The sequence below is a fragment of the Roseateles sp. genome (assembly GCF_965262435.1).
Classification (GTDB): Bacteria; Pseudomonadota; Gammaproteobacteria; order Burkholderiales; family Burkholderiaceae_C; genus Paucibacter_A.
This window is the reverse complement of sequence record NZ_OZ253537.1, coordinates 5,456,653-5,477,068: the sequence shown is the minus strand read 5'-3', so window position 1 is coordinate 5,477,068 and position 20,416 is coordinate 5,456,653. Positions and strand designations below refer to the sequence as shown.

11 protein-coding genes are annotated in these 20,416 nt (G+C 68.9%); all 11 read left to right on the top strand.

Annotation, left to right across the window (positions count from 1 at the left end):
- Position 1: 1 nt before the first annotated feature.
- The 11 genes from ACQY39_RS23495 to ACQY39_RS23445 all read left to right on the top strand — a co-directional run bounded on the left by ACQY39_RS23495 (position 2) and on the right by ACQY39_RS23445 (position 20,415).
- Positions 2 to 3,217 (top strand): non-ribosomal peptide synthetase, encoded by a 3,216-nt coding sequence (locus tag ACQY39_RS23495; protein ID WP_428510427.1) that lies wholly within the window; start codon positions 2 to 4, stop codon positions 3,215 to 3,217.
- Entirely contained in the window at positions 3,218 to 3,424 is a 207-nt protein-coding gene (locus ACQY39_RS23490) for an MbtH family protein (RefSeq protein WP_428510425.1), read from the top strand.
- Positions 3,425 to 3,472: 48 nt separating this feature from the next.
- On the top strand, positions 3,473 to 9,823 hold the full coding sequence (locus ACQY39_RS23485; protein ID WP_428510423.1) for an amino acid adenylation domain-containing protein: 6,351 nt from the start codon (positions 3,473 to 3,475) through the stop codon (positions 9,821 to 9,823).
- A gap of 339 nt (positions 9,824 to 10,162) precedes the next feature.
- Complete coding sequence (locus tag ACQY39_RS23480; RefSeq protein WP_428510421.1) at positions 10,163 to 12,190, top strand: hypothetical protein; 2,028 nt, start codon at positions 10,163 to 10,165, stop codon at positions 12,188 to 12,190.
- 82 nt (positions 12,191 to 12,272) lie between these two features.
- Positions 12,273 to 13,082, top strand: coding sequence for a class I SAM-dependent methyltransferase (locus tag ACQY39_RS23475; protein ID WP_428510419.1), 810 nt, complete (start codon positions 12,273 to 12,275; stop codon positions 13,080 to 13,082).
- Between the two features lie 14 nt (positions 13,083 to 13,096).
- Positions 13,097 to 16,027, top strand: coding sequence for a class I tRNA ligase family protein (locus tag ACQY39_RS23470; RefSeq protein WP_428510417.1), 2,931 nt, complete (start codon positions 13,097 to 13,099; stop codon positions 16,025 to 16,027).
- Between the two features lie 61 nt (positions 16,028 to 16,088).
- Positions 16,089 to 16,604, top strand: a complete 516-nt coding sequence (locus ACQY39_RS23465) for a dCTP deaminase (RefSeq protein ID WP_428510415.1) — start codon at positions 16,089 to 16,091, stop codon at positions 16,602 to 16,604.
- Entirely contained in the window at positions 16,601 to 17,122 is a 522-nt protein-coding gene (gene dcd / locus ACQY39_RS23460) for a dCTP deaminase (RefSeq protein WP_428510413.1), read from the top strand. Before ACQY39_RS23465 ends, dcd begins: the two co-directional genes overlap by 4 nt.
- Positions 17,123 to 17,204: 82 nt before the next feature.
- A complete protein-coding gene (locus ACQY39_RS23455; protein ID WP_428510411.1) occupies positions 17,205 to 18,398 on the top strand; it encodes a hypothetical protein in 1,194 nt (397 codons plus the stop codon).
- Positions 18,399 to 18,406: 8 nt separating this feature from the next.
- The gene (locus ACQY39_RS23450) at positions 18,407 to 19,648 is read left to right on the top strand and encodes an alanine racemase (protein ID WP_428510409.1); all 1,242 of its coding nucleotides are present in this window, start codon (positions 18,407 to 18,409) and stop codon (positions 19,646 to 19,648) included.
- Entirely contained in the window at positions 19,645 to 20,415 is a 771-nt protein-coding gene (locus tag ACQY39_RS23445; RefSeq protein ID WP_428510407.1) for a hypothetical protein, read from the top strand. Before ACQY39_RS23450 ends, ACQY39_RS23445 begins: the two co-directional genes overlap by 4 nt.
- Position 20,416 lies beyond the last annotated feature (1 nt).

Here is a 20,416-nt window from a genome sequence, read left to right as displayed (position 1 = left end):
GATGAAGTTTCCGATGACGATTGCTCAGCAGGGCATCTGGTTCCTGAGCCAGACGGACCGCAGCGTGAGCACCGCCTACAACGTGGTCATAGCCTGCAACGTCGTGTCGGGCCGGCTGGACGCCATCGCGCTGTCGACGCGGCTCGACGCGGTCGCGCGTCGTCATCCGTTGCTCCGTGCCCGCGTCGTCGTCGAGGACGGCACGCCGTCCTTCGAGGTCGACGAGGACGCCCCCGCCACTGAGGTGCTGTCGACGTGCAAGGGCGCGCTTCCGGACATCGCCCTGCGGGAGCGCGCGGTGCCGCTGGATGACACGCAAGGGCCGCTGTTCCGCGCGGTTCTCACGTCGTGGACGTCGCCGGACGGCTCGGTCCGGCAGGGTCTCGTTTTGACGTTCGCGCATCTGGTCTTCGACGGCCCTTCGTTGCAAGTCTTCCTGGACGAGCTGGGTGACGCCGCCGCCCTGACACGGAGTGCGGCGGAAGCTGATCCGCCATCGGCGCAGGCACTGGCGGACCGAGAGTCCGCCTTCCTGCAGGGCGACGCCGGACGTCACCTGTGCGTCGAGGCGGTGCAGCGCTTGCGCGATCTGCCCGCGCGCGTCGAATGGCCAGCGCGCGATCCAGCGCCTAGCCTCGTAGGGACCGGCCTGGCAGGCGAGCTCGAACTCGAGCTGCCCGTTTCCCTGGTCGAAGCGGTACGGGTTGTGTGCGCGGAGCGGCGCGTGAATCCGGCCGCGGTCTACCTGGCGGTCACGCAACTGCTCGTCTGGCGCAACACGGGCCAGACGGACTTCGGCATCAGCCTGCCGGTCAGCAACCGGGACGCCCCCGGCACCGACCGCGCGATCGGATATCTGACCAACCTGGGGATCCTGCGCGCGCGCATCGATGCCCGCAAGAGCCTGTCGTCCCTACTAGCGTCGACTTCCGAGGGCCTATTCGACCTGCTCGACGAGCGGCAGCTTCCGTTCCCCGTCCTGGTCCGGGCGCTGAAGCGCAGCCGCCAGGACCTCCAGGGTCCGTTGATGCAGATCGCATTCAACTATCAGAGGCTCGCCCGGCAGGACATGCGCTGCGGCGAGGCGGTGCTGCGCGTGTCGCACGTGCCCGTCCTGCACGCGAAGAACCAACTGAAGATCGAGGTCGACGACAGCGGCGAGTCGGTGGTCGTGCGCCTGGCCCATGAGCGCGCCGCCCTCGACGGGGATCTCGCAGCATCGATGCTGCGACAGTTCCAGACGCTGTTGGCGTCGGCGGTGTCGGATCCGGAGGGGGCGGTAGGCGGGTTAAAGGTTCTGTCGGAGCTGGAGCGGGAGCATGTGCTGGCGGTGGGCAAGGGGCCCGGAGAGCTAGCGCAGGACGAGCGCGGGGTGCATGAGTTGTTCGAGGCGCAGGCGGCAAGCACGCCGGAGGCGGTGGCGGTGGTTTGCGGGGGGCGCACGTTGAGCTACCGGGAGCTCGACGAGTGGTCGAGCCGGGTGGCGTGGCGCTTGCACCAGGCATACGGGGTGAGGGCTGAGTCGCGAGTCGCCATTGCGATGGAGCGGTCGCTGGAGATGGTGGTGGCGCTGCTGGGGGTGCTCAAGGCGGGAGCGGCGTATGTGCCGATGGATCCGGAGCATCCTGGGCCGAGGTTGAGTGCGCAGTTGCGCGACGCGGGGGTTCGGGTGGTGCTGACGCAGCAACACCTGCGCGAGCGTTTGCCGGTTCACGAGGGGGTGACGCTGGCGCTGGACGACGGCGAGCCCGGGTGGACGCAGGGGCCGGTGAACCGCGTGGGGGAGCAGGGCTCGCCGCAGCAGCTGGCGTACTGCATCTACACCTCGGGCTCCACCGGACAGCCCAAAGCGGTGATGGTGTCCCGGGGCAACCTGAGCCGCTACGTGGCGGCCGCGGCGCAGCGGCTGGGCATCGAGCCGGGGATGATCTACCTGTACGCCTCGCCCTTCTTCGCCGACCTGGGCAACACGACGCTGTTCCTGGCGCTGAGCGCGGGCGGGACGCTATGCCTGCTGGAGCCCCAGGCGCAGCTGGACGCGGAGCGGGTCGCCGAGCTGATGGCGAGGTGGCGGGTGGACTGCCTGAAGATCACGCCGTCGCACCTCGCCGCGCTGATGAGCGGACGCGACGCAGCGGGGTTCCTGCCGCGACGCCGGCTGGTCTTCGGCGGGGAGCCGCTGACGGCGGAGCTGGTGGCGAGGTGCCGGCGCGAGGGGCTGAGCATCCACAACCACTATGGGCCGACGGAGGCCACCATCGGGGCGGTGGCCGGCGAGGTGACCGGTGACGAGGTGACGCGCCAGCGCATGGCGCTGGGCCGCGCGATGGCGGGCATGCGGGTGTACGTGCTGGACGCGGCGCTGGAGCCGGTGCCCGCCGGGGTGGCCGGGGAGCTCTACATCGGCGGGGGCGGCGTGGCGCGGGGGTATCTGAACCGGCCCGGACAGACCGCGGAGCGGTTCATCGCGGACCCGTACGGGGCGCCGGGGGCGCGCATGTACCGCACCGGGGACCTGGCGCGCATGGATGAGCGCGGGGTGGTTGAGTACATGGGGCGCATCGACCAGCAGCTCAAGATCCGGGGCTTCCGGGTGGAGCCGGCGGAAGTGGAGCAGGCGGTGTTGGAGACGGGGCTGGCGAGCGAGGTCGCGGTGCTGGGGAGCGGGCCGGACGAGACGGACCTGCGGCTGGTGGGCTACGTGGTGGCCGCGGCGGGGGCGGCGCCCTCAGCCCAGGCGCTGACGCTGGCGGCGCAGGCCCGGCTGCCAGCGCACATGGTGCCCGCAGCCTGGGTGCTGCTGCCGGCCCTGCCATTGAACGCCAACGGCAAGCTCGACCGGGCCGCCCTGCCCGTCCCCGAGCTCTCGCGTCCGGCCTCCGGGATCGAGTATGTCGAGCCGCGCACGCCCACGGAAGCGGCGCTGGCGGCAATCTGGGCCGAGGTGCTCCGGATCGAGCGAGTCGGGGTCCACGACAACTTCTTCGCGCTCGGCGGGCACTCGCTGCTCGTGGTCCAGATGATTGGACGCGTCAACGCGCGTCTTGGCCGGCAATGGACCATGAAGGACCTGTTCGCGGCGCCCACGCTCGAGGCGCTGGCCGAACTGCTCGACCGGACCGCCGCAGAAAGCCCGGCTGCCGTAGCCCCTCCCACGATTCAACGACGCGCCCGCAACGGCGCATCACCCATGTCCATCTCTGAAGGGATAAATTGAATGGAATCGGACCAGTTCATCGTCGTCATTAATGCGGAAGGCCAGTACTCGCTCTGGCCGGCCGGCCGGCCCGTTCCGGCGGGGTGGGAAGCCCGGACCGGCGCGGGGACGAAGGCGGAGAGCCTGGCCTACGTCGACGCCCATTGGACGGACATGACGCCAGCCAGCCTGCGCGGCATGTCCTCCGCTTCCACCGCCGCAAGCTGATCGGCCAGGCCGTCCGCGACCACGCGCTCCTTTGTCCTTCATCGACCCATGACCGACCGCTTCCGGACCTCCTTCGCGCAGCAGCGCCTGTGGTTCCTCGACCAGTACGAGCCGGGGACGGCGCTGTACAACATCCCGAAGGCCTGGCGGCTGGAGGGACTGCTGGACGAGCGGGCGCTGGGCCTGGCGCTGGACGCCATCGTGGCGCGGCACGAGGTGCTGCGCACGACCTTCGAGGCCGAGGGCGGCGCGCCGGTGCAGGTGATCGCGCCGGGGCTGTCGGTGGCGCCTCGGGTCGAGCCCATCGAGGACGGTGACGAGGCGGCGCTGCGCCGCAAGCTGGACGAAGAGGCCGCACGGCCGTTCGATCTGGCGCGTGGGCCCTTGCTGCGGGCACGGCTGTACCGGTTGGCGCCGGAGGTGCATGTGCTGCAGCTGACCGTGCACCACATCGTCTCGGACGGCTGGTCGGGGGGCGTACTGATGCGGGAGCTGGGCGCGCTGTACCGGGCCGCGCTCGACGGGAGCGACGCGGGGCTGCCGGACTTGCCGGTGCAGTACGCGGACTTTGCCGAATGGCAGCGGGACTGGCTGCGGGGAGCGGCGCTGCAGGAGCAACTGGCGTACTGGCGCGACGCGCTCGCGGGGGCGCCGCCGCTGCTGGCGCTGCCGCTGGACCGGCCGCGGGTGGTGAGGTCGGAGCGGCCCGCGGGGCAGGTCGAGTTCGAGCTCGGAGCCGACGTAGTGCGCGCCTTGCGGGAGCTTGCGCGACGCGAGCAATGCAGCCTGTTCATGGTGATCGCGGCCGCGTTCAGCGTAGTGCTGCAGCGGCACTCGGGCCAGGACGACTTCTGCCTGGGGTACCCCAGCGCGGGCCGCACGAGGCCCGAGCTCGAGGGGCTGATCGGATTCTTCGTCAACACGCTGGTGCTGCGCGTGAAGCTGGATCCGGCGGAGCGTTTCGATGCACTGCTTCGCCGGGTGCGCGCGAGCGTGCTCGATGCCGACGCGCATCAGGACCTGCCGTTCGAGAAGCTCGTCGAGGAACTCCAGCCCGACCGCGGCGCCGGCCATTCACCGTTGTTCCAGGTCATGTTGAGCCTCTACGCCCTGGAGGGCGGAACGGGCGATATGCAGTTGGCGCTGCCCGGGATCTCGGCCACCCGCATCCGCAACGGGCAGCAGGTCTCGAAATTCGACCTGTCGGCCGAGTTCCTGATGCGCGAGCACACACTCTCAGCCACGCTGGTCTACAACGCCTGCCTGTTCGATCACGCCACAGTGGCGGCCATTGCCGAGCAGTGCCAAACCTTGCTGGCGGACGTTGCAGCCCGACCTGACGCGTCCGTCCGGGACCTGCGGCTGCTCACGCCGAAGCAGCGCCGCCAACGGCTGGAAGCCGGCTCCGGGACGACGGCCGGCGGCAGCGGCGGGGTGCTGCTCCACGAGCAATTCCAGGCACAGGTCGCCGCCACGCCGGAAGCCATCGCGGTGGTCTCTGACCGGACGCGCCTGAGCTACAGCGCTCTCAACGCGCAGGCCAACCGGGTTGCGCACTGGTTGAAGACGGCGCATGGCATCGGTCCGGGGGACTACGTGGCGATCCGCATGGACCGGGGATCAGGGCAGATCGTGGCCTTGCTCGCGGCGATGAAGGCGGGGGCTGCCTTTGTGCCGCAGGATCCGGAACATCCACCGGAACGTCTGGCGCGCATGCTCGACGACTGTGGCGCCCGGGTGCTCATCTGCGACGCGGCCTCGCGCTCCCGCCTGGCGGCGTCGACGAGCGTTGAGGGACCGGCTGTGCTCGATCTCGAGGACGACTCCGCCCCGTGGCTGGGAGGCCCGGCTACGGATCCCCCATCCGATGCGACGCCCCGCGCCGCCGAGGCGCGGGAAGCCTATGTGATCTACACCTCCGGCTCGACCGGGCAACCCAAGGGCGTGCGGGTCACCCATGCCTCGGTGTCGAACCTGTTGATGGCCCTGGAGGCTGCCATCGACGGACCACAGGCGACGCATGCGCCACGTCGCGTGACGATGAATGCGCCCTTCGCCTTCGATTCGTCGGTGAAACAGTGGACCCGCCTGCTGCGCGGCGATGGTCTGTACATCGTGCCCGCCGAGGTTCGCCTGGATCCGCCGGCCATGCGCCGCTGGCTCGTCCGTCACGAGATCACCTCGCTCGACGTGACGCCGTCCATGCTGCGCGCGCTGCTCGAGGTCCACGAACCGCGGGCGTGGCCGGAGCGGCTGCTGCTGGGCGGCGAAGCGGTTGACGCCAGGCTCTGGGCGCGGGTCGTCGCGCTGCGCGACGTGGGCGTGCGGGCCTTCAACGTCTACGGTCCCACTGAATGCACCGTGGATGCGACTTGCGCCGCCATCGACGACAGCTCGTCGCGTCCGGTGATTGGTCGCGCTCTCGCCGGCATGCGGGTCTACGTGCTGGATGTCGCGTTAGAGCCAGTGCCTGCGGGCGTGGCCGGTCAACTCCACATCGGCGGCGCCGGCGTGGCCCGCGGTTATCTGGGCCGGCCCGGGCTGACCGCCGAGCGCTTCATCGCCGACCCCTTCGGCCCGCCGGGCGCCCGCATGTACCGCACCGGCGACCTGGCGCGAATGGCCCATGACGGCACGATCGAGTACCTCGGTCGTGCTGATCAGCAGCTGAAGATCCGTGGCTTCCGGGTCGAGCCGGCGGAAATCGAGCAGGCGGTACGGCAGTCTGGCTTGGCGAGGCAGGTGGCCGTGCTGGGCCATGGTGAGCGCGAGGATGAACGGCGCCTGGTGGCCTATGTCGTGCCTGCGTCTGGCTCATCGCCGACGCCGCAAGCCCTGACCCTGGCCGCCCAGGCCCGGCTGCCCGCCTACATGGTGCCGACGGCCTGGGTCCTGCTGCCCGACCTGCCCATGAACGGCAACGGCAAGCTCGACCTCCGCGCGCTGCCCCCGCCGGATTTCTCGCACCGGGCGGAGCCGGACCTGTACGTCGCCCCGCGCACCACCGCCGAAGCCGCGCTGGCGGCCCTCTGGGCCGACGTGCTCCAGGTCGGGCGGGTCGGCGTTCACGACAATTTCTTCGCACTTGGCGGTCACTCGTTGCTGGCCGCCCGGGTCGTGGCGCGTGCCCGTGCCTCCCTGGGCCTGACGATTGCGTTGCGCAGCCTGTTCGAGACACCGACGGTGGCGTCGCTTCTATCGGCCGAGCGCGAGTCCGCCGGCACCGCCACGTCGTTGCCGCCCTTGCGCCGACGTTCATCCGGCGAGTTCGGTGTGCGCCCCTCGTTCGGCCAGCAGCGCCTGTGGTTCCTCGACCAGTACGAGCCGGGGACGGCGCTGTACAACATCCCGAAGGCCTGGTGGCTGGAGGGACTGCTGGACGAGCGGGCGCTGGGCCTGGCGCTGGACGCCATCGTGGCGCGGCACGAGGTGCTGCGCACGACCTTCGAGGCCGAGGGCGGCGCGCCGGTGCAGGTGATCGCGCCGGGGCTGTCGGTGGCGCCTCGGGTCGAGCCCATCGAGGACGGTGACGAGGCGGCGCTGCGCCGCAAGCTGGACGAAGAGGCCGCACGGCCGTTCGATCTGGCGCGTGGGCCCTTGCTGCGGGCACGGCTGTACCGGTTGGCGCCGGAGGTGCATGTGCTGCAGCTGACCGTGCACCACATCGTCTCGGACGGCTGGTCGGGGGGCGTACTGATGCGGGAGCTGGGCGCGCTGTACCGGGCCGCGCTCGACGGGAGCGACGCGGGGCTGCCGGACTTGCCGGTGCAGTACGCGGACTTTGCCGAATGGCAGCGGGACTGGCTGCGGGGAGCGGCGCTGCAGGAGCAACTGGCGTACTGGCGCGACGCGCTCGCGGGGGCGCCGCCGCTGCTGGCGCTGCCGCTGGACCGGCCGCGGGTGGTGAGGTCGGAGCGGCCCGCGGGGCAGGTCGAGTTCGAGCTCGGAGCCGACGTAGTGCGCGCCTTGCGGGAGCTTGCGCGACGCGAGCAATGCAGCCTGTTCATGGTGATCGCGGCCGCGTTCAGCGTAGTGCTGCAGCGGCACTCGGGCCAGGACGACTTCTGCCTGGGGTACCCCAGCGCGGGCCGCACGAGGCCCGAGCTCGAGGGGCTGATCGGATTCTTCGTCAACACGCTGGTGCTGCGCGTGAAGCTGGATCCGGCGGAGCGTTTCGATGCACTGCTTCGCCGGGTGCGCGCGAGCGTGCTCGATGCCGACGCGCATCAGGACCTGCCGTTCGAGAAGCTCGTCGAGGAACTCCAGCCCGACCGCGGCGCCGGCCATTCACCGTTGTTCCAGGTCATGCTGGGGATGAGCGATGCGGCGGACCAGCGGCTCGTGCTGCCCGGTATCGAGAGCTGCGGCCTCGCCGGCCTGCGTGAGCGCGTTAAGTACGACCTGTCGCTGAACGTGTCAGACCGCAGCGAGTCGATCCGATCCGTGCTCCTGTTCGATGCGGATCTGTTCGACCGGGCCACGATGCTACGCATGGCGGAGCAGTTCCAGACGCTGTTGGCGTCGGCGGTGTCGGATCCGGAGGGGGCGGTAGGCGGGTTAAAGGTTCTGTCGGAGCTGGAGCGGGAGCATGTGCTGGCGGTGGGCAAGGGGCCCGGAGAGCTAGCGCAGGACGAGCGCGGGGTGCATGAGTTGTTCGAGGCGCAGGCGGCAAGCACGCCGGAGGCGGTGGCGGTGGTTTGCGGGGGGCGCACGTTGAGCTACCGGGAGCTCGACGAGTGGTCGAGCCGGGTGGCGTGGCGCTTGCACCAGGCATACGGGGTGAGGGCTGAGTCGCGAGTCGCCATTGCGATGGAGCGGTCGCTGGAGATGGTGGTGGCGCTGCTGGGGGTGCTCAAGGCGGGAGCGGCGTATGTGCCGATGGATCCGGAGCATCCTGGGCCGAGGTTGAGTGCGCAGTTGCGCGACGCGGGGGTTCGGGTGGTGCTGACGCAGCAACACCTGCGCGAGCGTTTGCCGGTTCACGAGGGGGTGACGCTGGCGCTGGACGACGGCGAGCCCGGGTGGACGCAGGGGCCGGTGAACCGCGTGGGGGAGCAGGGCTCGCCGCAGCAGCTGGCGTACTGCATCTACACCTCGGGCTCCACCGGACAGCCCAAAGCGGTGATGGTGTCCCGGGGCAACCTGAGCCGCTACGTGGCGGCCGCGGCGCAGCGGCTGGGCATCGAGCCGGGGATGATCTACCTGTACGCCTCGCCCTTCTTCGCCGACCTGGGCAACACGACGCTGTTCCTGGCGCTGAGCGCGGGCGGGACGCTATGCCTGCTGGAGCCCCAGGCGCAGCTGGACGCGGAGCGGGTCGCCGAGCTGATGGCGAGGTGGCGGGTGGACTGCCTGAAGATCACGCCGTCGCACCTCGCCGCGCTGATGAGCGGACGCGACGCAGCGGGGTTCCTGCCGCGACGCCGGCTGGTCTTCGGCGGGGAGCCGCTGACGGCGGAGCTGGTGGCGAGGTGCCGGCGCGAGGGGCTGAGCATCCACAACCACTATGGGCCGACGGAGGCCACCATCGGGGCGGTGGCCGGCGAGGTGACCGGTGACGAGGTGACGCGCCAGCGCATGGCGCTGGGCCGCGCGATGGCGGGCATGCGGGTGTACGTGCTGGACGCGGCGCTGGAGCCGGTGCCCGCCGGGGTGGCCGGGGAGCTCTACATCGGCGGGGGCGGCGTGGCGCGGGGGTATCTGAACCGGCCCGGACAGACCGCGGAGCGGTTCATCGCGGACCCGTACGGGGCGCCGGGGGCGCGCATGTACCGCACCGGGGACCTGGCGCGCATGGATGAGCGCGGGGTGGTTGAGTACATGGGGCGCATCGACCAGCAGCTCAAGATCCGGGGCTTCCGGGTGGAGCCGGCGGAAGTGGAGCAGGCGGTGTTGGAGACGGGGCTGGCGAGCGAGGTCGCGGTGCTGGGGAGCGGGCCGGACGAGACGGACCTGCGGCTGGTGGGCTACGTGGTGGCCGCGGCGGGGGCGGCGCCCTCAGCCCAGGCGCTGACGCTGGCGGCGCAGGCCCGGCTGCCAGCGCACATGGTGCCCGCAGCCTGGGTGCTGCTGCCGGCCCTGCCATTGAACGCCAACGGCAAGCTCGACCGGGCCGCCCTGCCCGTCCCCGAGCTCTCGCGTCCGGCCTCCGGGATCGAGTATGTCGAGCCGGTTTCAGATATTGACAAAGTCATGGCCGGGATTTGGTGCGACGTGTTGAAGTTGGAGCGCGTAGGCATGTCTGATAATTTCTTCTCATTGGGTGGAACTTCTCTTGACATTCCCCGGGTCGCCGCCAAAATCAGGTCTGCGTTCAGAGTTTCCATCCCTGTCCGCCAATTGTTTATGCAGACGACACTGGCCGATGTTTCGGAAGTTGTATCGATGCTCGTGGAGTAAGTCGATATTATTTTTATCGTATTGATTACAAAGAACTTTTGAGCGCCGATTGATATGTTCATGAGCGGATTGGCTGACGTCACCGAATATCGTGGCGTCGTTGCCTGGTTATTGCGACAGACGACCTGCAGGGTTTGCCTCGATAAATTTCCAATTCCCTATGTGGAGTTGGTGAAAAGCTCTTCTTGGGCGGCCTGGAAATCAATCCATGGGGTTTTCGATAGGCGAATCGATACGAGTATCGAGGACGTCTGTCGATGCGACGGAGGGCCAGCGACGAGGTCGGCCGAGGTTGCTGCACTCGGGATCGTGGTTTTTCTCGACCCCGCCCACGCCCCGATGGCAAGCCTGCTGGCGGCGCTGACAGGTCGCGAACTGGTGCACGGCGCCGACGAGGCGGCGGTCGACGCGTTGGCTACCTCCTCCGGGGGCGCCTCGCTGTGTGTACTCCAGACCTGGGACCGGATGGACGCCGCGGCGCTCGACCGGTGGGCACGCCGGGCGCGCGAGGGCGCGCTCGGCCTGATCTGCGCGGACGACGCGGCGGGCCTGTCGCGAGCAATCGCCAAGATCGTGGCCGCGCATCGGGAAGTCGGCATCGCGCATCCGTTCCGCTGCGTGGTGGAAGGCGCGAGCTTCTCCTCCGAGAACACCTCGGACGCATTGCAGGTACTCGACGGCGCGGACCTCGACCCGGACGCCTTGGCGCGGCAGGTCCGCGACCGCCACCGCTTTCTCGCGATCAAGGGACACGGCGGCAACATCGATGTCACGCTCAACGTCGGCGCCGTATTGTGCGGGCTGACCGAGGACGCGCCGGCACGCGGCCGCGGACCTCACTTCTGCCAGTCGGCCGGCCATTGCTCGCGTGAGCAGATCGGTCAGAAGCTGAGGGTGCCGGTGGACCGGATCAATGCCGATCTGCTGTTCGTGGTGACCTGCGGCGGGATCGCGGCCTCGGACGGCATCTACTCGGCGGACCTGTCCCTCGCGCGCGGGGCGCTTGGGGCGCTCGCGACGAGCTATCTCTCGACCACCAAGGTCACCGCTACGCCGGACTGGATCCCGGCGTTCTACGGCGCGACCGCACTGTCAGGCGTGCCGCTGGGTGAGGCGACCCGGCGCCTGTCGGCCCTGCATGTCGGCCTGACGGGGTCGACGCCGACTTTCGTGCTGCTGGGCGATCCGGCGCTGCGGCTGGCCGCGCCGCGTCCGGCAGAGGCGTGCATCGATATCTCTGGCGACGAGGCGCGACGCGTCGTCCACCTGCGGGACTGGTCCGCCCATGCCGTAGACATCGAGCTGTCCGCGCTGATGCCGACACTGGCCGCAGGCTACCTGGCGGGAGACACGGACCTCGTGCTTGATCTTCGGGTGCTCGGTCCGGGGGAGAACGGCGCGCAAGAGCTGGCCGATGCCTTCACCGGCGAGGTCCTGGCACGCGTCTACGCCGACGGCCGGGATCTGCGCTGCGCGGTGTTCTCGACGGCCTCGCTCGAAGGCCGCACGGTCGAACTCGCGGTCAAGGCCTCGCCGCACACCACCCGGCGGCTGCGCCAGGAGATCCTGGCTTTCGGGCGCGGCAAACAACTGCTGCAGTGGATGGGCGCCATCCATCAGACGTCCCGGTCCCGGCGCTTGGATGCTGGCCGCGTCGACCACTTTGACGAGGCACTCCGGACCTTGCTCGAGGGTGTGTCCAAGGGCGCCGAACTGCTGAAGAGCGCCTTCGACATCCCCGCCGCGGCCAACCAGCTCCAGCGGCCCTACGGCAGCCGGGCGGCGATGCTGGCCGGCGCGCACAGCTTAGCGAGCAAGGCGATCGTGAAGGCGCTCGACACATTCCCGAAGTGGGGCATGCGCTTCTACTTCGCGGAAACTTACGGCGCCGCGTTCAAGTCGGTCGGGCGTCGCGACGGCTGCGTGTGTCCCAACTGCAGGACGGCGTCCGAGGAGGTGATCGTCGAAGCGGTCGAGCGGCCAGACATGCGCCGCGCGCACCTGTACTGCCCGCGTTGCTCCATCGTGCAGGACGCGCCCGCGGACATGCCGACGCTGCGCATCCTCTGTCCCGACGAGGTGCCGCGCGGCCGCGCCATCGTCGTGGGGATCGAGCAGATGGGAGACCTGCCGCCGGGACGCCCGCTGATTGCGTCGCTGGCGATCGAGGGCCGCATCCCCTGGGTCGACGCGCGCTGCGAACCGGGCCATGTCGTGATCGGCCCGGGCGCTGCGGCGAGCGTCAAGCGGGCCTTCACGCTAGAAATCCCGAAGGCCAGCGCCCCGGGCACCTATTACCTTGTCCTGATATATTTCGTGGGATCGGAGGTCGCCGTCGCAACGCGTCCGATCCGCGTGCTGCCGTGAGGGTTACGCGACTGGCACGCGCACACCATCGACCACCAGACGACCCCCAGGGTCGCAACGAAAGCAAAGGGAGAAACATCGCATGATCACCAAGGCCTACATCGACGCCCTCAACTATCCCGACTTCGTCGGCTTCATCAACCAGTGGAACGTGTTGCCGGGGGCGCACGACACCATCAGCCGCTGGGCCATCTACGGCCGCGTGGACGACCGTTCCCGCGTGCTGCAGGCCGCTTGCACCACCGGCTTCCAGTCCCGCGAACTCGCCCGGCTGACTGGCTGCGCGGCTGTCGGCGTCGACCTGTCGCCCACGGCGATCGAGATGGCGCGCTGGAATGCCGAGCGCTACGCGCCGCAAGCCGACCTCACGTACGTAAACATGGACGCCGTCGAATACGCGTCCGACGAACGTTTCACCCACATCGCCGTCGGCGGCGGACTGAAATTCTTCCGCGATCCTCCTTCGGCGCTACGCAGCCTTCTGGGGCAGCTGAAGGATGGCGGCTACGTGCTCGCCTCCCCGTTCTGGGTCACCCGCCCGGTGCCGCAGTCGCTGATGCGGCAGGCGCGCGACGTCTTCGGAATCGACCCGACCAACACGGGTTACGACGAAGTCATGGCGCTGTATCGCGGGCTCGACCTCATGTACGAGCAACGCTTCGAGATCAACGTGGAACCCGAGGACGAGGTGGAGCGTTATTGTGAGGCGACAATCGCCCGCGCCTGCGAGATCCGCGGCGTCACGGACGGAGCCGTCATCGACGCGATGATGAACCGGTTGCGCGACGTGCGGCGGGTGTCCAACCTGCTCCGGCCGTACCAGAACTATTCGACACTGGTGCTGCGCTACTCCGCGGAGCAATATCCCAACCGATACGTCGAGCTCTTTTGAATCGAACTGCCCCCATGCATTACCAGTCCATTTGCCACGAATTCGAAGCCAAGTGGCGCGATCGATGGCTTGCCGCCGGCACGTATGCGACGCCGAACCCCGGTGAAGCGGGTTTCGATCCGTCCAAGCCGAAATACGTCGTACTCGACTTCTTCCCGTTCCCGAGCGGCGCTGGACTGCATGTGGGGCATCCCGTCGGTTATATCGCTACGGACGTCCTGGCGCGCACGCGCCGGCTGCAGGGATATAACGTGCTGCATGCGATGGGTTACGACGCCTTCGGCCTGCCGGCCGAGCAGTACGCACTGCAGACCGGCACGCATCCGGCCAAGACCACGGCAGACAACATCGCGCAGATCAAGAAGCAACTGGGGCTGATGGGCCTCGCACTGGACCCGCGGCGCGAGTTCAGCACGACCGACCCTGAGTATTACCACTGGACACAATGGATCTTCCTGAAGCTATACGACAGCTTCTACGACCCCACCGTCGAGTGGACCGGCCCTGACGGCGTGCACAATCTCGGCCGGGCCCGCCCCCTGGGCGAGTTGCGAAGCCTGCTCGAAAGCGGCGCCTGGTCGCTCGACGCGGACGGCAAGGCGGCGCCCGTGCCGGCGTCCGAAGGAGGCGCCGGACCCGACGAGGCCGCGATGACCCGGGCGCTGGACGCGGCCCGACTGGCTCAGATCGCCCAGGAGCCCGTCAATTGGTGCCCCGGACTGGGCACCGTCCTCGCCAATGAGGAGGTGACCAAGGACGGGCGCAGCGAGCGCGGTGACTTCCCCGTGCATAGACGTCCGCTCAAGCAGGTCGTGCTGAAAATTACCGCCTACGCCGAGCGCCTACTCGCGGACCTGCGGCACGTCGAATGGCCGGAGGGCGTCGTGCAAATGCAGCGCAACTGGATCGGCCGCTCGGAAGGCGCTACCATCCGTTTCGCGCTCCGGGGCCGCGCCGACACCCTGTCCATCTACACGACCAAACCTGCGACGCTGCCCGGCGTGCGCGCGATCGTGATTGCCCCGGATCATCCGCTGGCCCCGGATGCGAGCAAGCTCGCCGCAACGTCCGGCGTCGACGCGGACGAGATGGTGGGCGCGAAGACCGATCTGGTCGCCCTGCATCCGCTTACCGGCGAGGAGCTTTCCGTCTGGACCGGCAACTTCGTGCTAGCCGACTATGGCGACGGCGCCGTCATGTGCGTGCCTGCGCATGACGAACGCGACTTCGCCTTCGCCCGCAAATACGATCTCGACGCGCGCCCGGTGGTCGTTCCGCCCCAGGCCTGGCTACGCGAGCATGCGCCGCATCTGGCGACGCTCCCGGACGACGCCCTCGCCGCCGCTTACCTCGAGCACTGCCTCGGTTTCAACGCCGCCTTCACCGAGGAGAACGTCCCCCTGCTCGATGCCAGCGCGACACTGTTGCGCGCGACGCCCGGCCAGATGCTGGGCGAGGCGCACGCGGCGGCAATCCGCGAAGTCGAACGGGTCGGCGCCGGCACCGGGCAGGTCCATTTCCGGCTGCGGGACTGGCTCTTCAGCCGTCAACGCTACTGGGGCGAGCCGTTCCCTCTCGTGCACGGCGAGGATGGCCGCGTGCACGCCCTTCATGAATCGGTGCTGCCGGTGCGTCTGCCAGACCTCGTCAACTTCGAGCCGGAGACCAACCAGCCGCCCGAGTCCGAACCCCAGCCGCCTCTGGCGCGGGCCTCGGAGTGGCTGCACCTGAACGGCGTCGTGCTGGACGACGGCCGCGTCCTGCCGGTGGAGGCGCCGGTCGGGACGACTGTGTCGCAGGACGGCAGAGACCGGCCGGTGCGCCGCTTCCGGCGCGAGTCGAACACGATGCCGAACTGGGCAGGTTCCTGCTGGTATTACCTGCGCTACGCCGACCCGGCGAACCCAGCCGCGGCGATCGGCGATCAGGCGCAGGCCTACTGGGGCGGGCGCGAAGGCGAACACGCCGCTCGCGGATTCGTGGACATGTATGTCGGCGGCACCGAGCACGCGGTGCTGCATCTGCTGTACGCCCGCTTCTGGCACAAGTTCCTGTACGACATCGGTGAGGTGTCATCTTGCGAGCCGTTCAAGCGCCTATTCAACCAGGGCATGATCACCGCCGACGCCTACAAGGACGACCGCGGGTTCTATGTCGATTACCACGACGTGGTTGTCGAGCAGCAGGGCGCGACACGCGTGGCTCGGCACAAGGACACTGGCGCCGAACTGGAAATCGTCGGCGGCAAGATGGGTAAGCGCTACAAGAACGGCATCGCGCCAGAGGAAGTCTTCGCGGACTTCAGCGTCGACGCCTTCCGCCTACACATCCTTTACCTAGGCCCTCTGGAGGCGCACAAAGAATGGTCCTCGGCGGGTTTGGTGGGCATGTACCGGTTCCTTGCCAGCTTCTGGGAACTCTGCGTTTCGAGCTTGCCGGACGCGACCGTCGACCCGGCGTCGGGCAAGGACATCGAGGCGGTGGTGGCCCGGACCATCGTGAAGGTCACCGACGATATCGCCGGCATGCGATTCAACACCGCCGTCGCCGCGCTGATCAAGGCGGTTGCCGCGCTGAAGAAATTCCCGGCCGTGCCGCGCGCCGCGCTAATGAATCTCGTGCACCTGCTCGCGCCGTTCGCTCCGCACATGGCCGAGGAGCTCTTCGAGCGCCTGGGCGGCACCGGGGCCGGGATCTTCAGCAGCGCCTGGCCGGTGCCCCCCGACGACATCCCCGAGGAGACCGTGCCGCTGGTCGTCTCCTTCAACGGGAAGAAGGCGTTGGTGCTCGAGTCGTCCGAAGCGTTCGCCGGAATGAGCGGCGAGGAGATCGCGCAGAGGCTGCTGGAGGGCAATGAACGCCTGCGCCATCTCGCGGCCGGCCGGGCCGTGCGCAAGGCCATCCTCGTCGGAGACCCGCCGAAGATGCTCAACATCGTGCTCTGACGGCAGCCGGCCGCGCCAGACGCGGCCCGGCCCCGGAGGAGAGAAATCAGGGAGAAGACTTGTGATTCTGACAGGACAAGAGATCAGGAGGCAGGTCGAGAGCGGACGGATCACCATCGATCCGTTCCGCCTGGATCAGCTCAACCCGAACAGCTACAACTACCGCCTCGGCGCGACCTTGCTCGCGCCCGTGGACCGGCCGGACGATCCGGGGTGCTACGACTATGTCGAGCACCTGATCCCCGAGGGCGGCTACGAACTGGCGCCGGGAAAGACCTATCTCGGCCACACGGTCGAGGTGCTGGGAAGCGACGAGTTCGCCATGTCGCTCATCGGGCGCAGCTCGATCGGACGGCTGGGCTTGTTCCTGCAGGTGTCGGCCAACCTGGGCCATATCGGGTCCTGCCACGCCTGGACCCTGGAGCTCGTCGCCGCGCGGCCCATCATCCTGTATCCGGGCATGCGCATCGGCCAGATCTCCTTCTGGACCGCCTCCGGAGAGGCCGACCTCTACCGCCATGGCTACAGCCGCTTCAACCGGCCGCAGTGTTCCAAGGAAAGCGCAGGTTTCGCATGATCCTCACCGGCACCCAAATCGCCTCCGAGCGCGCCAGCGGACGCATCCTCCTGTCGCCCTTCGATCACGAGAGCATCACGACCAACTCGTACGACCTGACCTTGGGGGACGACCTCATCGCCTACGTCGACCCGGTCCTCGATCCGCGCCGCGCGCCGCAGACGCGACCGGTCCTGTTCAACGAGGACGGCACCTGCCGCCTGGAGCGAGGCGACTTCGTGCTGGGGCACAGCAGGGAGATCGTCGGCAGCGACTTCTTCGTGCCGATCATCCACGCGCGCTCCTCGATCGCACGCCTGGGTCTGTTCGTGCACGTCACCGCCGACCTCATCGACATCGGTTCCAAGGGACAGATCACGTTTCAGCTCTACGCCACGCTGCCGATCATCCTGCGGCGCGGCATGAAGCTTGGACAGGTCTCGTTCTGGGTGCCCAAGGGCGAGATCACGCTCTACGACGGCAAGTACAAGAACAGCACCGGACCGCGCTCTTCGATGGCGTTCCGCGACGGCTGCTGATCCCCCTTTCCCATCGCCGCGACGACTTCCGTCGTCTGGAGCTTCGCTCCGGGCGCGGCCGCGCGGACGCCTCGGCCTCTTCATGCACCCAGACCTGCCTGTTGTCCCGACCGCGAAGAACACCTCGCCGCCCACGACCGGCCGGGACGCGGCGGACCCGCTGCTCCCGCGACGCCGCTGGATCGCGTCGAGCTTCCTGTCGCTGTTCGAGGCCGGTGGTTTCGCCGTGTCCCGCCCGATCGACGTGCTGTCCACGCAGGACGGCTCGGTGCTGTTCACGTCGGCGACGATCAACGTCTTCCGCGCCTTGCTGGTCGAGCCCGGGCACCGGCGCGTCGTCCGCCAGCCCTGCCTGCGCACGCACAACCTGCCGCAACTGGGCGAGGCGTCGTTCCGTCCGCGGTTCATGAGCGGCTTCCACATGCTGGGCCTCATCGACACGTCCGAGGACACGGCGCCGACCCAGCGCCTAGCGGCGCGCTGCCTGCGCGACACCCTGGGCCTGGCGTCACGGCTGTGCGTCCATGTCCGGCGAGAGGACCTCGCGCTGCACCGGCCCTTCCTCGATGCGCTGGGCGACGTCGCCGTGCGGATCGACGTGCCGGACAAGCAGTACGACTGGACCTACGGGGAGCCCGGCCTGAGCGGCCGCGGCCTGCCGTTGTCGCTGACCGGCGAGGACGGCACGACGCGGGAGTTCGGCCAGATCGTCACGCTGCTGCGCGGCGGCCGTCCCATCGGCGTCGAGTTCGGCTTCGGCGAGGAGACCTTCCTGGCCATCCTGGACGGACTGCCGAGCCCCTTCGAGGCCAGCGCGCTGTGGCCCGTGGTGCAGGCGGCGGGCGGACTCGAGGCCCCCGAGGCGTATCACTACGTCGACCTTTTGTACCTGTTCGCGCAGACCCAGGTCTGCGGTATCTCGCCGGGAAGGGGCCGGCATCGGTCCATCGCCAGGTCCGCGGGCCGCCGCCTGGCGGCGACGGTCCGGCGCCTGGGCCTCGACGCGACCCGCGTGGAAGCGGACCTGAACGGTGCAGCCCGCCTGATCGAGGCGGTGAACCCGGCCGCAGTGCTCGACGCCTGGCGTGTCCTGCGCGCGAAGTACGACGCCGATGTTGCCCTGTGGGACGCGTTCGAACGCAATCAACGCCATCTCGCCGCGCAGGGCGCGCTGTCCGCAGACCGCCTCGAAGACCGGCTCCGCGACTACCAGCGCCGCCTCAATCTCCACCAGCTTCCACATGCCGGACGGACCTCTCCGGCCCAACGCTCATGAGCGCTTCCATGGATCTCCGGACCTCCTTCCTATCGCGAATCGCCGGGCAACTGCCCGACGACGCACGCGACAGCCTGCCCCCGACCTATTTCTACGACCTGGACATCGCCGCCGAGAACGTCGATCGCCTGCGTGCCGGCCTGCCGCCGCAGATCGAGGTAGCGTACTCGCTGAAGGCCAACTGCGAGCCCGACTTCGTCGCCGGGCTGATGGCGCGTCGCACCGACCTGGTGGTCGACGTCTGCAGCCTCTTCGAGCTCGAGCTGGTGCTGGAACTGGGCGTGGCGCCCTCGAACATCGTCTTCACCGGCCCGGGCAAGACGGCGGCGGAACTGCGCCGCGCGGTGCGGGCCGGCGTGACCTTGATCGTCTGCGAGTCGATCGAGGAACTGCGCCTGCTCGACGCCCTCGCCGCGGAGCGCGGGCAGCCCGCGCAATGCCTGTTGCGCATCAACCCGGCGTCCACCGCTGCCGGACTGGAGCGACCGTTCTCGGGCGTCCGCTCGCACTTCGGCATCGACCTTGACGAGCTGCAGGTCGAAGTCGGCGCGATCCGCGCGATGGGGCATGTCCGGGTCTGCGGCCTCCACTTCTACGTAGGCAGCCGCAACCTGGACGCTGCGGACATCGCGCGCTCGTTCCATGCCTTTCGCGAGATCTTCCAGACGGTCAACGGCTGGTTCGAGGGCGCGCTCGACACGCTCGACCTGGGCGGCGGTTTCGGCGTGCCGTACTACGACTGGGAGGCGCCGCTCGACCTCACGCTGTTGCGCGCTGAATTGGCCTCGCTAGACCTGTCGCCGTTCCGGCGCGTCCTGGTCGAGTCGGGGCGCTTCATCGCCGCCTCCTCGGCCGTCTACCTCTGCCGGGTTCTCTACACGAAGCAGCGCGGCGGCCGGGACATCGCCGTCCTGGACGGCGGCCTGTGCAGCTTCTACCTGCTCTCGGATCACGCGGCGATGTCGCAGGACAAACCCAACCGCAACTTCCTGATGGCGGTGCTCGGCAAGTCCGCGGCGCCCGGGCAGGACCGGCCGTGGGACCTCTACGGCAACGCACCGACCGGCAGCGACGTCGTCGGCCGCTCGGTGCCGCTGCCCGCCCTGGCGCCCGGCGACCTGCTGGCGGTCTTCAATGCCGGAGCGTACGGGCGCATGACCTCGCTCAGCCAGTTCCTCGGACGGGGCCTCGCGGATGCCGTCCTTCTTCCATCCGCGGCGCAGGCCGCGTCTTCCGAAAGGTCGACATGACCGTTCCCCTGTTTTCCGCGCGCGCCGATCTTTCCGAGATCGCGCGTTTCCCGGGCGCGCTCGACCCGGCCGTTTTCATTCGCGACTTCGCGAGTTCCTGCTCGCAGGACCAGGCGGCGGCGCTGGTGTCACGGCTGCCGGCGAACTACCAGCTCTACCTGCCGCAGAAATACCAACGCGAGCAGGGCGCCTTCCACGGCGACTACGCGCCGGTCGTCGCCAGCCATCTCCGCGACCACGGCGGCGACGACGAGGCCTGCGATCTGATCGCGCGGGAGATCGGCGAGGCCCTGAGCCTGTTTGCCGAACTGTCCGGCGAAACGGCGCCGCTGGCCTCGTTGCGCGTGGTCACCGAAGACTACCTGCGGCGCGAGTTCCCGTCGGTGTCCGAGAAGTACCACCGCGACTCCACCGCGCTCACGATCACGAAATGCTTCTTCGGCGACTCCATCGTCTACACCGACGAGGCCAACATCCGCCGCGACTTTTTCGCCGGCGCCTCGATCGCGCCGGACGACGCGCTGGCGGTCTTCGATACCGGCATCGAGCACGAAGTGCCCGACGACACCTGGGTCCTGCTCAAGGGCGAGATGTGGCAGGGCATCGACAGCCGCAGCCAGGAACTCTTCGACTACGTGCTCGGCAAGGGCGCGTCGTTCAAGGACGTCTTCAAGGGTGCCGGCTTTATCCACAAGGGCGGCTACTTCCGCCGCGCACCGCGCCGGCTGGTCTTCACGGCCAGCTCCTGGAACACCCACGCTTTCTGAG